Genomic DNA, 14,197 nt, shown 5'->3' with positions numbered 1-14,197 from the left:
CATGGATGTGTTCCCGGTCACAGCACGTGTCTCGCCGGTCGGACGCCCGCGCGCGGTGGGGGATGCTGGACGCGTGCTGTGCGCCGACGACGTGTCCCGGGGTGTGCGCGGATGACCGCCACCACCCCGACCCGGCGTCCCGGGCCCTGGCGGGTCTCGACGCTCGTCGTCGTGGCCGTCGTCACGGTCGTCGTCGGCGTGTGGTTCTCCGGGGCCGCGCTGCCCGCGCTCGTGCTCGACCCCGGGCCCGTCGTGCGCTGGGGGCTGCCCGTCGCCGAGACGCTCGGGGAGGTGCTCGCGGCGACGACGATCGGCGCGCTCGTCCTCGCGGTCGCCGTCCTGCCCCGGCGCGGGGAACGCGCCGCCGGCGCCCGGCGACCCGCGCGCGGCGGACCCGCCGCCGACGGCACCGCGTACCCGCGCAGCCTGCTCGTCGCCGCGTGGGCCGCGGGCGGCTGGACGCTCGCCGCGACCGCGCAGCTCGTCCTGACCTACGCCAACGTCGCCGGGACCTCGCCCACCGACCCGCAGTTCGGCGACGAGCTGTGGCTGTTCGCCACGCAGATCGAGCTCGGGCGCACGCTCGGGACCGTCGTCGTCCTCGCCGCCGTGACCACCGCGCTCGCCATGGTCGTGCGCACACCCACGGGCGCGGCCTGGACCCTGCTGCTCGCCGTCGTCGCGCTGTGGCAGCTCGCGCAGCTCGGGCACGCCGCCGGCGCCGCGGGGCACGACCTCGCGACGTCCGCGCTGTTCGTGCACCTCGTCGGCGCCGCCGTGTGGATCGGGGCGCTCGCCGCGCTCGCGGTGCTCGTGCGCGTCGTCGGGCGGGACCTGGCCCCCGCGGTGGCGCGCTACTCCGTGATCGCCGGCTGGTGCGTCGCGGCCGTCGCCGTGTCCGGGCTGGTCAGCGGGTGGCTGCGCATCGGGTCGCTCGCGGGGCTCGACAGCCGGTACGGCGTGCTGCTGCTCGCCAAGGTCGCGCTGCTCGCCGCGCTGGCCGGCCTCGGGCTGCTGCACCGTCGTCGGACCGTGCGCGCGCTCGCGGCCCGCACCGAAGGGTCGTCGTCGGCCTCGTCGGCCTCGTCGGCCTCGTCGGGCTCGTCGGGCTCGTCCCGCCCGTCTGGTCCGCCGGGGGACGCGACGGGCCGGCTGGGGGCGACCGGGCTGTTCTGGCGGCTCGTGCTCGTCGAGCTCGTCGTCATGGGTGCGGTGTCCGGCGTCGCGGTCGCGCTCGCGTCGAGCTCGCCCCCCGTGCCCGAGGAGCCGCCGGCCGCCCCCACGCCCGCTTACCAGGTCACCGGCCACCCGCTGCCGCCCGAGCCGACGCTCGTGCGATGGTTCACCGAGTGGCGCTGGGACCTGCTGCTCGCGTTCGCGGCCGCGGCCGGGATCGTCGTGTACTGGCGCTGGGTGCGCCGCCTGCGCCGCCGCGGCGACGCGTGGCCGTGGCCGCGCACCGCGTCCTGGACCGCCGGGCTCGTGCTGTTCTTCTGGACGACGAACGGCGGGCCGGCCACGTACGGGCACGTGCTGTTCAGCGCGCACATGGTGCAGCACATGGTGCTCGCGATGGTCGTGCCCGTCTTCGTCGCGCTGTCCGCGCCGGTGACCCTCGCGCTGCGCGCCCTGCCCGTGCGCTCCGCGGCACTGTCGGGCGACGTGTCCCGCGGCCCACGCGAGTGGCTGCTCGTGCTCGTGCACAGCCGCGTCGGCCAGTTCTTCGCGCACCCCGTGGTCGCGGCCGTGAACTTCGTCGTCTCGATGCTGCTCTTCTACTACACGGGGCTGTTCGAGTGGTCGCTGCGCAGCAGCGTCGGGCACCTGTTCATGGTCGTGCACTTCACGCTCGCCGGGTACCTGTTCGTCAACTCGCTCGTCGGCATCGACCCCGGCCCGCGCCGCCTCGGCTACCCGCAGCGGCTGCTCACGCTGTTCGCGACCATGGCGTTCCACGCGTTCTTCGGGGTCTCCCTGGTGTCGAGCGAGTCGCTGCTCGTCGCCGACTGGTTCGGCCTGCTCGGCCGCCCGTGGGGCGCGTCCGCGATCTCCGACCAGCAGACCGGCGGGGCGATCACCTGGGGCATCGGCGAGCTCCCGACGCTCGCGCTCGCCGTCGGCGTGGCCCTGGCGTGGTCCCGCGACGACGACCGCCGCGCCCGCCAGCGCGACCGCCGCACCCGCGACGACGACCCCGAGCTCGACGCCTACAACGCGATGCTCCAGTCCCTGGACACCCGCAACCACCCCGAAGCCTGACCCCCGAGGAGCCAGGAGAAGGGGCCGGACAGCACAAGGCCCCGGGGGGTTTCCCTCACCGTGGTGGGTACGCCGTGAATCCCGGGGCTCTCTGTGGGGCCCTAGTCTACGCACGGTTCGCGTCATGTCGACGATGGGGGCTCGATGACGATCTACCAGCCGGTGCGCGACGAGATGATCCGGCTCCTCTCCGTACCGCGGCTGTCGACCTACCGGGTGGCAAGCGGTGGTGACCTGAAGGCGGCTGTGGAGCTCTACCAGTGGAACCTGGAGATCTCGGCGTCGTTGTTCGCCGCGATCCACTACCTCGAGGTGGCGCTCCCCAACACCGTCGACGCAGCGCTCACCGCAAGACATGGCGGTGCGGGGGCGTGGTTCGACGTCGTAGGTGTCCCGCTCAGTGCCGGGGCGCGCGACCAGGTGCGGCGAGCGAAGGCGAGCGCGTCGAGACCAGGTCACGTCGTCACGCAGGGCCACGTCGTGGCCGAGCTCTCCTTCGGGTTCTGGGGTTCGTTCTTTGCCGAGGCCTACTCGAGGACGCTGTGGCGTCAGTGTCTACGCCAGGCGTTCCCCCGCGCTCGGCGGGGCCGGCTCCACTCCGACCTCGAGGCGATCAGGCGGGTCCGGAACCGGATCGCGCACCACGAGCCGCTCATCGGCTACGACCTCGCTGAGGAGTACCGACGCGTGCTGCGCACGGCGGAGCAGATCGACATGCGGCTGGCGTGGTGGATCGACGCCACGAGCGCCGTGGGTCAGGTGCTCGATCGTCGTCCTGCGTGACGTGACCGGAGGGTGTGCACGTGACGGGCACCTCGCCGTCGGGGTGGGGTGGTAGGACGGGGGGATGAGGATCGCAGAGCTGGAGGAGTACGTCGGGATCCCGCGGGTCGGTGGGCTCGCGCTGTCGCCCGACGGGGAGCGGGTCGTGGTCGGCGTCTCGACGCTCGACGCGAAGAAGACCGCGTACGTGACCGCGCTGTGGGAGGTCGACCCGGCGGGTGAGAAGCCCGCGCGGCGGCTGACCCGCTCGGCGAAGTCGGAGGGCGGTGCAGCGTTCACGCGCACCGGTGACCTGCTGTTCACGAGCGCGCGCCCCGACCCGGCCGCGAAGGACGGCGACGACGAGAACCCGCCGGCGCTGTGGCTGCTGCCGCGCGACGGCGCGGAGGCGCGCGTGGTCGCGGCGCGCAAGGGCGGGCTCGGCGGGCCGGTCGTGGCGACGGACGCCGACGTCGTGCTGCTGAGCGGTGACGTGCTGGTGCACGCGGCCGACGAGGAGCAGGACGAGAAGCTGCGCAAGGACCGCAAGGAGAAGAAGGTCGGCGCGATCCTGCACGAGGGATACCCCGTGCGGTTCTGGGACCACGACCTGGGCCCGGGCTTCCCGCGCCTGTTCACGGCCGACGTGTCCGCGGTGGTCGGGGACGAGGCCCCGCTCGCGGGTGAGGAGGACCCGCGCCTGACGCTCACGGACCGCACGCCGCAGGCGGGTCCGGCGCTGGTCGAGCAGCACGCGGCGATCTCCCCGGACGGGTCGACGATCGTCACGGGCTGGAACCGGCCGCGGGCGCGCGGCGACCAGCGCAGCGCGCTCGTCGCGATCGACGTGGCGACGGGTGAGCGGCGCACGCTCGTCGAGGACGACGCGTTCGACGCGTTCGGCCCGGAGGTGTCGCCGGACGGGCGCTGGGTCGTGTTCGGGTACGAGACGATCTCGTCGCCGCACGAGGCGCCGCACGCGGGGCTGCGGCTCGTGCCGCTCGCGGGCGGCGAGTCGCGCGTGGTCGCGGCGGGCTGGGACCGCTGGCCGGGCAGCCCGGTGTGGCTGCCGGACTCGTCGGGCCTGCTCGTGGTCGCGGACGACGACGGGCGCGCGCCGGTGTTCCGCGTGGACCTGGGCACGGACGGCGCACCGGACGTCGTCACGCGCGTGACCAGCGACGACGCGGCCTTCACGGACGTGCGCGTGGCTCCCGACGGGCGCACGGCGTACGCGCTGCGCTCGTCGTACCTGGCGCCCGCGCACCCGGTGCGGATCGACCTGACGAGCGTGCCGACGCAGGCCGTGGCGCTGCGTTCGCCGGCCCCGACGCCGGAGCTGCCGGGACGCCTGGAGGAGGTCGGGACGACGGTCGAGGACGGCCGGCGCGTGCGGGCCTGGCTCGCGCTGCCGGAGGGTGCGGACGCCGAGCACCCGGCGCCGCTGGTGCTGTGGATCCACGGCGGGCCGCTCAGCTCGTGGAACGCGTGGTCGTGGCGCTGGAACCCGTGGCTGCTGGTGGCGCGCGGGTACGCGGTGCTGCTGCCGGACCCGGCGCTGTCGACCGGGTACGGGCGGGACTTCGTGCAGGTCGGCTGGGGTGCGTGGGGCCAGGCGCCGTTCACGGACCTCATGGCCGTCACGGACGTCGCGGAGCAGCACGCCGCGGTGGACGCGACGCGCACGGCCGCGATGGGCGGCTCGTTCGGCGGGTACATGGCGAACTGGGTCGCGGGGCACACGGACCGGTTCAAGGCGATCGTCACGCACGCGAGCCTGTGGGCGCTGGACCAGTTCGGCCCGACGACGGACGCGGCGTTCTACTGGCAGCGTGAGATGACGGAGCAGATGGCGCTCGAGGCGTCGCCGCACCGGTTCGTCGCGGACATCCGAACGCCGATGCTCGTGATCCACGGTGACCGGGACTACCGGGTGCCGATCGGCGAGGGGCTGCGGCTGTGGTACGAGCTGCTCGCGAAGTCGGGGCTGCCGGCGGACGACGAGGGCCGTTCGCCGCACCGGTTCCTGTACTTCCCGGACGAGAACCACTGGGTCCTGCAGCCGCAGCACGCGATCGTCTGGTACCGGACGGTCGAGGCGTTCCTGGCCGAGCACGTGCTCGCTCGGACGGGTGACGACGCGGTGGCGTATCCGGAGGTCCTGGGCTGAGAACCGGGACGAAACGGGCGTTCGCCGAGCGGGGCGCCGATGCGCGGGTGAGACTCCGAAGCCTGGGCGCGGCCTGACGGCCGTCGACGAAGGGAGTCACGCATGGGTATCGGTGGCGGCATCGGGCTGCTCGTGATCGGCGCGATCCTGGCCTTCGGGGTGAGGGACGCGATCGACGGCGTCAACCTGACGGTGATCGGGTACATCTGCATGGGTGCGGGCGCGCTCATGCTGATCCTCGCGCTGGTGCTGAACGCGCAGCGCACCAGGACGTCGCACACGGCGGTGGTGGAGCACCGCGAGGTGACCCCGCCCACGGTGGTGGAGCGCCGGGACGTGCCGCCTGCGGTGTGACGCGAGTCCGACGAGGGCGTCGCGCGACTGACGGGTCGCGCGGCGCCCTTCGTTGTTCCCGGACGCGACGCCCGTCCCGGCATCTGGACGACCGACCGACGGAGGATAGGCAATCCTTACCTCGTCGCGTACTGTTCCTGACAGCACGTCATCAACGTGCGACCGCGAACGAGAGAGACACCCGTGACGACGACCTCCGTGCCCGCAGGCACCACCGACCTGACCCTGGACCAGCCGCTGTCGCTCGCGTTGCGCGAGGGCACCCGCGAGGCCCACGGAGAGGCCGAGGGCATGGCGTTCATCGAGGCGCTCATGGGCGGCCGGCTCGGCCAGGACGCGTACACCGCGCTCGCGGTGCAGCAGCTCGCGATCTACGCCGCGCTCGAGGCCGCGGGTGCCGCGCTGCGCGCCGACGGCGCCGACCACGGCCTCGTGCTCGACGAGCTCACGCGCCTGCCCGCGATCGAGTCGGACCTCGCGTGCCTGCTCGGCGCCGACTGGGCGGAACAGGTCGAGCTGCTCCCGGAGACCCAGGAGTACGCGCAGCGCCTGGCCGCGTGCTCGTCGGACCTCACGCTCTACGCGGCGCACGCGTACACGCGTTACCTGGGGGACCTGTCCGGCGGCCAGGTGGTCAAGCGCATGGTGCAGCGGCACTACGGCGTGCCGGACGAGGGCGTCTCGTTCTACGACTTCCCCGAGATCCACAAGCTCAAGCCGTTCAAGGACGTGTACCGGGAGCGGCTCGACGCGCTGCCGCTCGACGCCGCGCAGCGCGCGGCGACGGTCGCCGAGGCGCAGGTCGCGTTCCGTCTCAACCAGGCGGTCTTCGCCGGCCTGGGCCGGCGGTTCGTGGCCGTGTGACCCCTGGCCGGGTCGTCCGGAGCGGGCGATTTGTGCGGAACGAGTGATTCGGATGCCGCGAGGTGTCCGCGAGTGCTCCCGGCACGCGATGATGTCCCCGTGACGCCACGGGTGACGGCCGGAGCGCGCGCGGACCGACGAGCCGCGGCGGCTCTCAGCGGTGTTCGCGGCTTCGCCATGGCCGCCCGCAAGCTCGAGCACGCGCGCTCGCTCGACGAGGTCGTGCAGACCGCGGCGGCGGTCGCGGCCGAGGTGCTCCAGGCCCGGCTCGCGGCCACGTGCCGCATCGAGCAGGAGACGCTGCACGTCCTGCACACCGAGCCCGGCGCCGACCCGCGCCAGGTCTGGCGGCTGCGCGGCTCGTACCGCGCGGAGGACCGGCCGGCGCTGCGTCGGCTCATCCGGGAGCGCGAGTCGTGGATCGCGCACGCGCAGGACGTCACGGGCGCACCCGTGCAGCCCGGCGACCCCGACGCGGGCGACCCGGTCGAGATCGAGATGCTGCAGCAGGTCGGTGCCGCGAGCTCGCTGGCCTCGCCGATCGTCGTGAACGGCGCGGTGTGGGGCGAGCTGTTCGCGATGCGCGGCCCCGAGAACGGGCTGTTCACGATCGACGACCTCGCGCGCGCGGAGGTCATCGCGGCGCTGACCGCGGGCGCGATCGCGCGCGTCGACCTCGAGGAGCAGATCCGCCACCTCGTCGCCGACGACCCGCTGACCGGGCTGTCGAACCGCCGCGTCGCGGACACCGCCGCGGAGGCCGCGCTCGAGTCGGGCGAGGAGGTCTGCATCGTCATGTGCGACGTGGACGGCCTCAAGCGCGTGAACGACGAGCTCGGCCACGACACGGGCGACGACCTGCTGCGGGCCGTGGCGGACGTGCTGCGCCGCGCCGCGGACCGGCTGCCGGGCTCGACCGCCGCACGCCTGGGCGGCGACGAGTTCTGCCTGGTCACCGTGGGCCACCACCGGGCCGAGGTCGCGGAGGTCATGTCCACCGCGACGACGGACTTCCCGCTGCCGCACGGCGCCGCGATCTCCTACGGCCTGGCGTCCACCGCGATCACGGGCGAGATCTCCGCGCGCAACCTGTTCCGACGCGCGGACATCGCGCAGTACCGGGTCAAGCGGGCCCGGGCGCGGGCGCGCGCGTCCGCGGTGCCGATCGCGGATCCCGCGGTGACGGCCGAGCGCGTCGTCGTGGCCGGTGCCGCCGCGATCACCGCCGCGCAGTCCGGCGTCGTGCCGCGGTTGTGCGCGATGGCAGCCGCGACCACCGAGACCCTCGGCGGGTCGGCGTGGGCCGTGCTCATGCAGCGCGACGGGAGCGCGTCGGCGATCGCGCGCGGCGGTAGCCCTGCGGACGGGGAGAACGAGCAGCTCGTCACGCAGGTGGTGCACGGGTCGTGGCTCGTCGAGATCGGCTCGTCGCCGAACGCCGCGCAGGGCCCGGCGGTGAACACGGCGCTGCACGCGCTGACCGCCGTCGCGATCGAGGGCGCGTCCTGACGGTCCGTCGGTGCCCGGTCCGTCGGTGCCAGGTCTGTCGGTGCCAGGTCCGTCGGTGCCCGGTCCGTCGCTGCCCGGCTCGTCGGTCGCGGGTCAGCCGTGCAGCGGGAGCGTCAGGGTCGTCTCGCCGCCTGCGGTGACGCGCACGGGGACGCCCCAGTCCTGCGCGTTGAGGTGGCACGCCGGGTACTCGACCGCGGGGTCGTCGTCGCACGACGCCGCGTGTGCCGTGACGTGCAGGACGCCCTCGCCGACGGCCGGGTCGAGGACGAGCGCGCGCTCGAACGGCACGTCGTCGCCGGCTCCCTCCAGCAGCAGGCCCGGCGGGGTCGACGAGACCTGCAGTCGCGTGGACGGGCCGAAGCGGTCGTCGTACTTCTGCCCTGTCGCGGGCGTGAACACCACGTCGAGCCGCACGCGCGCCGCGAGGTCCGTGACCGGGCGCTGCGTGCGGTGCGCACCGCCGTCGACGCTCGCGTCCACCACGCCGGCGAGCGGCAGGCGGGTCACGCGGTGGGCGGCGGACTCGACGACGAGCAGCGTCGCGTCCGGCCCGTCGCCCAGCACGACGAGCCCGCTCGGCTCGGCGAGGCCCGTCGCGATCGTCGTGACCTCGCCGACCCCGGACCCGTCCGCGGGCGGGACGTAGCGGCGGACCGCGCCGTTGTACGTGTCCGCGACGGCGACCGACCCGTCGGGCAGCACCGCGACGCCGAGCGGGTGCTGCAGCCGCGCCTCGTCGGCAGGTCCGTCGCGGTGCCCGAAGTCGAACAGCCCCTCGCCGACGACGGTGCGCACCGTCCCGTCGCCGTTGGTGGCGTGCACGGGGGTGACCACGCGCAGCGCGGACGTCTCGGAGTCCGCGAGCCAGATCCGTCCGTCCGGTCCGACGGCCAGCCCCGACGGCTGCGCGAACCACGCCTCGGGCAGCGGCCCGTCGAGCAGTCCCTCGTTCATGGTCCCACCGACGTGCGCGATCGAGCCCTCCTTGTCGTCGAACGCCCACAGCGTGTGGTTGCCGGCCATCGCGACGACGAACGCGCCCCACTCCTGCGACCACGCGACGTCCCACGGCGACGAGAGCCGTACCGCGTGCGCGTGCCCGGCGAAGCCCATCCCGTTGCCGCCGCCGAACACGGCCGACACGTTGTCCGACGCGCCGACCATGAGCTGCTCGCCGGTCCCGGCGACCGTCGTCACCGTCCCGTCGTCGAGCCGCACGCCGCGCAGCGCGTGGTTCACGGTGTCCGCGACGAGCACGTCGTACTCGAGCCAGGGGCGCAGCTCGTCGGGCACGAGGCACAGGCCGTTCGGCTCGCTGAACCGCGCCTCGTCGGGACCGCCGTCGAGGAACCCGCGCTCGCCCGCACCGATCCGACGGACCAGCGTCTCGCCGTCGGGCGCGAGCTCCGCCAGGGAGTGGTGGCCCGCGTCCGCGACGAGCAGGTTCCCGTTCGGCAGCGCGACCGCCTTCGCCGGGAACCGCAGCGTCCCGGGCGTCGCCGACGGCGGCACGTACGGGCCCGACCCGCGGTGCAGCGTGCCCTTGGCCTCGTGCTCCGCGACGAGCTCGCGCACCAGGATCTCGAGGTTGTGCCGGTGCCCCTCGCCCGCCATCTGCGCCACGACGTACCCCTCGGGGTCGATCACGACGAGCGTCGGCCACGCCCGCGCCGCGTACGCCTGCCACGTCTGCAGCCGCGGGTCGTCCAGCACCGGGTGGTGCACCTCGTACCGCTCCACCGCCGCGGCGAGGGCGACCGGGTCGGCCTCGTGCACGAACTTCGGGGAGTGCACGCCGATCACGACGAGCACGTCGGAGAGCTCCGCCTCGAGGTCGCGCAGCTCGTCGAGCACGTGCAGGCAGTTGATGCAGCAGAACGTCCAGAAGTCCAGCACGACGACCTTGCCGCGCAGGTCCGCGAGCGTCACGTCACGCCCGCCGGTGTTGAGCCAGCCGCGTCCGACGAGCTCGGACGCACGGACCCGGGGCAGCCGCCCGGTCGTCGAGGAAGTCACGCCCCCATTCTGTCTGCTCCCCGACCCGGCCTTCCCTCCGGGAGGGCGTGCGCGTCGACCCCGCCTCTCCTCCGGCTCAGCCGCCCCGGAGCCGGAGCGACCGCGGGGTCGCGGAGGCCTCGCTCGCCGAGCCCGTGCTTCCTCCGGCCTCCCGGCCCCGGAGCCGGAGCAAGCGCGGGGTCGACGGGGGTGGTGAGGGCGACGGGGGTGGTGGGTCGGCGGGTGGTGGCGGACCACCCGGGGGGAGGGATCGCGGGGTGGGTGGGGGTCTGCCACGATCGGCTGCATGAGCGTGGGATTCGTGCTCGGCGGTGGTGGCGTGCGCGGCGCGGTGCAGGTCGGGATGCTGCGGGCGCTGTTCGAGCGCGGGATCACCCCCGACGTCGTCGTCGGGACGTCGATCGGTGCGATCAACGGGTCGGCGGTCGCCGCGGACCCCACGCCCGCGGTGGTCGAGCGGCTCGCGCAGGCGTGGGCGTCACCCGCGGCGGCGGCCGTGTACGGCGACTCGTGGCCCAAGCAGCTGGCGCGCCTCGCGCGCTCGCGCACGCACCTCAACGACCCCGGGCCGTTGCGGGAGCTGGTGGCCGGCATGATCGGCGCGGACACCCGGTTCGAGGACCTGGCGGTGCCGCTCGCGGTCGCGGCGGCGTGCATCGAGCGCGCCGCGGAGCAGTGGTTCGACACCGGCCCGGTGGTGCCGGCGGTCATGGCGTCGGCGTCGGTGCCGGGGATCCTGCCCGCCACGGAGATCGACGGCGCGCACTACGTCGACGGCGGGCTGGTGAACTCGATCCCGCTGTCGGAGGCGTGGCGGCGCGGCGCGACCGCGGTGTACGTGCTGCAGGTCGGGCGGATCGAGGAGCCGCTGACCAAGCCGGACCGGCCGTCGGACGTGGCGCGCGTGAGCTTCGAGATCGCGCGGCGCCACCGGTTCTCGCGCGAGGTCGACGAGGCCCCGGAAGGAGTCACGGTGCACGTGCTGCCGAGCGGAGGCCCGACGAAGGGCGACGAGAAGCTCTCGTCGTACAGACGTATGGACACGGTCCGTACACGCATGGACGCCGCCCACGCGGCGACCTTGGCGTACCTGGACGCGCGATGACGCGCGCGGCGGGGCTCTGGCGACTGCCGCCGCGGTGGGTCCGCCGGGTCGTCCTCGCGCCGCTCGTCGTCCTGCTCGCGCTCGTCGTCCTGCCGATCGGCGTGCTCGTCGCGGCGTTCGTCGGCGCCGTCATGACGTGGCTGCTGCCGGGGCGGCTGCGGATCGTGCGCGCGTTCTGGATGGCGCTGTTCTACCTGTACTGGGACGCCGTGGTCATCGTCGTCGCGTTCGCGCTGTGGGTCGGCAGCGGATTCGGATGGCACATCCGCGCGCCCGCGTTCCAGCGTGCGCACTACGTGTTCGCGGCCCGGATGCTCGACGTGCTGTTCTGGCAGGTGCGCTGGACGCTGCGGCTGCGCATCGTCGTCGAGGACGCGGACCTGGGCGGGGTGCTCCGCGGCCGGCCGGTCGTCGTCGCGAGCCGGCACGCCGGCCCGGGGGACTCGTTCATCCTGGTGCACGCGCTGCTCACGCAGTTCGACCGCGAGCCCCGCATCGTCCTCAAGGACACCTTGCAGTGGGACCCCGCGATCGACGTGCTCCTCAACCGCCTGCCCACGCAGTTCGTCACGCCGCGCGCGGCCCGGCCCTCGGACGCGCCCGGCATGTCGGACCTCGTCGGCGACCTCGCGCGCGGGCTCGACCACGACGACGCCCTGCTGATCTTCCCCGAGGGCGGCAACGTGACCCCGCGCCGGCGGCTCGGCCGCATCGAGGCGCTGCGCAGCGCCGGCCGCACCGAGCTCGCCGCGCAGGCCGAGCAGATGGCCAACGTCATGGCACCGCACGCGGGCGGGCTGCTGTCCGCGCTCGAGGCAGCCCCTGACGCGGGCGTCGTGTTCATCGGGCACACCGGCCTCGACCGGCTCGTCACCGTCGCCGACATCTGGCGCGAGCTGCCCATGGACAAGCAGATCGTCATGAAGGGCTGGCCCGTGCAGCCCGCCGACGTGCCGCAGGCGGGCGCCGACCAGGAGGCGTGGCTGTTCGACCACTGGCGCCGCATCGACGAGTGGATCGCCGACCACCAGGAGTGAGCGGTCAGCCCACGCGGTCGAGCAGCCAGATGCGCGGGTGGTGGCCCTTGGCGTAGACCCGCACGGGCGGGTGCGCGCGCCACAGCGACGCCGCGTCGCGCACCGCGGCCTCCATGACCTTGACCTCGTGCGTGAGCACGACGAGCCGCGCGCCGGGTGCCGAGGCGGCGTGCGCGGCGCGCAGCAGGCCGGCGTGGGTCGCCGGGGCGTCGGCGTGCGAGCCGTGCAGCGTGCCCCACGGCGGGTCGGCGAGCACCAGGTCGGCGGGCTCCGTCGCGGGGCCCGCGGGCCACGACGACGGGTCGAGAGCGTCGGCCTGCACGAGCGTGACCTTGCGCGTCAGCCCCGCGGCCTCGAGGTTCTCGCGCGCGGCGGTCAGCGCGGCGTCGGCCGTGTCGATCCCGACCGCGCTCGCGGCCGCACCGGCGAGCAGGCGCTCGACCAGCAGCGTGCCGGAGCCGGACATCAGGTTGAGCACGCGGTCCTCGTCGCGCACGCCCGCGAGCCGCACCATCGCCGCGGCGATCGTCGCGTTCGCGGCGCCGGGGAAGTCCGCGACGCGCCACGTCCGGGCCGACAGTGGCCGCGGCCCGATGCGCACGAGCACGTCCCACCCCGGGTCGGTGCGCTCGTCGCGCCGCACGCCGCGGCGGACCTTCACGACGAGCTCGCCGTCGGCCGCGTCGTGCTTGAGCCCGGTCGCCCGGGCGAGCTCGTCGCCGAGCCGCGCGAACACCGCCGAGTCCGCGCCCGCGGCCTCGAACCGGAACGTCGACGAGCCCGCGACGCGCAGCGACGCGTACGCGGCGTCGACGATGCGCTGCAGGTGCTCGCCCGACAGCAGGGACTTGGGGCGCGGCACGTCGTGGTGCAGCACGACGAACGCCGCGACGGCCGTGCGCAGGCGGCGCACCTGGGCGAGCCGGTCGCCCGCGAGCTCGACGACGAGCGCGTCGTCGCGCCCGGGCACGGGGCGCGGCTCGACGTCGAGCACCTCGCGGACCTCGTCGGACAGGACGTCGCCCAGCCCGCCGAGGAACGTCAGCTCGACGCGCGTGCGCCGCGACGACGGCGGGCTGACGACGCGCGCGGCGGGGGCGCTGCGGCGTCCCGACCGGACTGCGCGTCCCGAGGCCGCGCGGCTGCTCGAGCCCGCGCGGCTGCTCGAGCCCGCGCGGTCGGAGCGGTCGTCGGGAGTGCTGCGGCCCGAGGAGCGGTGCGGGCGACGGCCCTGGTGCGGCACGCGCGTCAGGCGGTGAGCGCGGCGACGCGCGCGTCGGCCTCGGGCGCGACCGCGTCGTCGTCGACCTCGTCCGCACCTTGGTCGGACCCGGACCCGGACCGCGACCCGGGCTCCGGCGACGGGACGCCGACGGCCCGCAGCACGAACGCCTCGGTCTGCTCGATGGCGCGCTCGCGCTCGGGCCCGTCGTCGGGCACGCCGCGGCCGGACAGGCACGCGTTGACGAGCGGGACGGTGGTGTCGAGGTCCTGGGCCGGGAAGGCGCCGGATGCGATGCCGTCGGACAGGATGTCGCGCAGGATCCGCTCGACGACGACGACGTGCTCGCGCACGCGGGCCTGCGTCTGGCGTGACAGGACGCTGCGCAGGTCCGGTCCGGGGGCGATGTGGTAGATCCGCTTGAGCTGGATCTGCTGGCTGACGTAGGTGCGCAGGCGCTCGACCGGGTCGTCGAGGTCGTCGAGCGCGCGCTGCAGGGTGGCGGCGTACTGCTCGGTCTCGTGGGTGATGAACCCGACGAGCAGCGCCTCCTTGTCGGGGAAGTGGTTGTAGACCGCGGTGCGCCCGACTCCGGCGGCGGCGGCGATCTCGGCGAGGGTGATGGCGTCGAAGCCGCGCTCCGTCATGAGGGTCGACAGCGCCGCGAACAGCTTCTGCCGGGTCTGCTCGCGGTGCTCGTGCAGGGACCCGCCGATGATCTTGGGCATGCTGACAGTCTGACACAACATGTCAGAAACAGCGTGTCTGCAGGTCAGGGCCATACCAGGGCACCCCGGGCGCTCCGGGCCCGGCGCGTGTGCCGAGGCCACGGCGCCCGGCCTGTCACCCCGGGACTTTCGTCCTTACACTCGTGGCGATCGGCGACGCGGCCGACC

The 14,197-nt window shown here is 74.4% G+C and carries 10 protein-coding genes and 1 pseudogene; 8 read left to right on the top strand and 3 right to left on the bottom strand.

Going from position 1 to position 14,197, the window contains the following annotated elements; genetic code table 11:
* The first annotated feature begins 111 nt into the window (after positions 1-111).
* The 6 genes from F1D97_RS02860 to F1D97_RS02835 all read left to right on the top strand — a co-directional run bounded on the left by F1D97_RS02860 (position 112) and on the right by F1D97_RS02835 (position 7,918).
* Positions 112-2,259: a cytochrome c oxidase assembly protein gene (locus F1D97_RS02860; RefSeq protein WP_236122229.1), complete on the top strand. Its 2,148-nt coding sequence runs from the start codon at positions 112-114 to the stop codon at positions 2,257-2,259.
* A gap of 144 nt (positions 2,260-2,403) precedes the next feature.
* Positions 2,404-3,042, top strand: coding sequence for an Abi family protein (locus F1D97_RS02855; protein WP_236122228.1), 639 nt, complete (start codon positions 2,404-2,406; stop codon positions 3,040-3,042).
* A gap of 64 nt (positions 3,043-3,106) precedes the next feature.
* Positions 3,107-5,191, top strand: a complete 2,085-nt coding sequence (locus F1D97_RS02850) for a S9 family peptidase (RefSeq protein WP_236122227.1) — start codon at positions 3,107-3,109, stop codon at positions 5,189-5,191.
* 102 nt (positions 5,192-5,293) lie between these two features.
* Positions 5,294-5,545 carry a DUF6458 family protein gene (locus F1D97_RS02845; protein WP_236122226.1) on the top strand — a complete coding sequence of 84 codons (252 nt, stop codon included), beginning with the start codon at positions 5,294-5,296 and terminating at the stop codon, positions 5,543-5,545.
* 183 nt (positions 5,546-5,728) lie between these two features.
* A complete protein-coding gene (locus F1D97_RS02840) occupies positions 5,729-6,409 on the top strand; it encodes a biliverdin-producing heme oxygenase (protein ID WP_236122225.1) in 681 nt (226 codons plus the stop codon).
* 99 nt (positions 6,410-6,508) lie between these two features.
* A complete protein-coding gene (locus F1D97_RS02835) occupies positions 6,509-7,918 on the top strand; it encodes a GGDEF domain-containing protein (protein WP_236122224.1) in 1,410 nt (469 codons plus the stop codon).
* Between the two features lie 93 nt (positions 7,919-8,011).
* On the opposite strand, the gene F1D97_RS02830 is transcribed toward F1D97_RS02835, so the two are convergent.
* On the bottom strand, positions 8,012-9,937 hold the full coding sequence (locus F1D97_RS02830) for an NHL domain-containing thioredoxin family protein (RefSeq protein WP_236122223.1): 1,926 nt from the start codon (positions 9,935-9,937) through the stop codon (positions 8,012-8,014).
* Between the two features lie 286 nt (positions 9,938-10,223).
* Between F1D97_RS02830 and F1D97_RS02825 the strand changes: the two genes are divergently transcribed.
* Together F1D97_RS02825 and F1D97_RS02820 are read left to right on the top strand one after the other, a co-directional pair.
* Entirely contained in the window at positions 10,224-11,042 is an 819-nt protein-coding gene (locus tag F1D97_RS02825; protein ID WP_236122222.1) for a patatin-like phospholipase family protein, read from the top strand.
* Entirely contained in the window at positions 11,039-12,079 is a 1,041-nt protein-coding gene (locus F1D97_RS02820) for a 1-acyl-sn-glycerol-3-phosphate acyltransferase (protein WP_236122221.1), read from the top strand. Before F1D97_RS02825 ends, F1D97_RS02820 begins: the two co-directional genes overlap by 4 nt.
* A 4-nt stretch (positions 12,080-12,083) precedes the next feature.
* Here the strand turns inward: F1D97_RS02820 and F1D97_RS02815 are convergent, their stop codons facing one another.
* Together F1D97_RS02815 and F1D97_RS02810 are read right to left on the bottom strand one after the other, a co-directional pair.
* A complete protein-coding gene (locus F1D97_RS02815; RefSeq protein ID WP_236122220.1) occupies positions 12,084-13,322 on the bottom strand; it encodes an RsmD family RNA methyltransferase in 1,239 nt (412 codons plus the stop codon).
* 119 nt (positions 13,323-13,441) lie between these two features.
* Positions 13,442-14,029, bottom strand: a pseudogene (locus tag F1D97_RS02810) (TetR/AcrR family transcriptional regulator); the annotation flags it as partial.
* Between the last annotated feature and the right edge of the window lie 168 nt (positions 14,030-14,197).

The organism is Cellulomonas palmilytica, assembly GCF_021590045.1.
GTDB lineage: Bacteria > Actinomycetota > Actinomycetes > Actinomycetales > Cellulomonadaceae > Cellulomonas > Cellulomonas palmilytica.
This window is presented reverse-complemented; position numbering and strand designations above follow the sequence as displayed.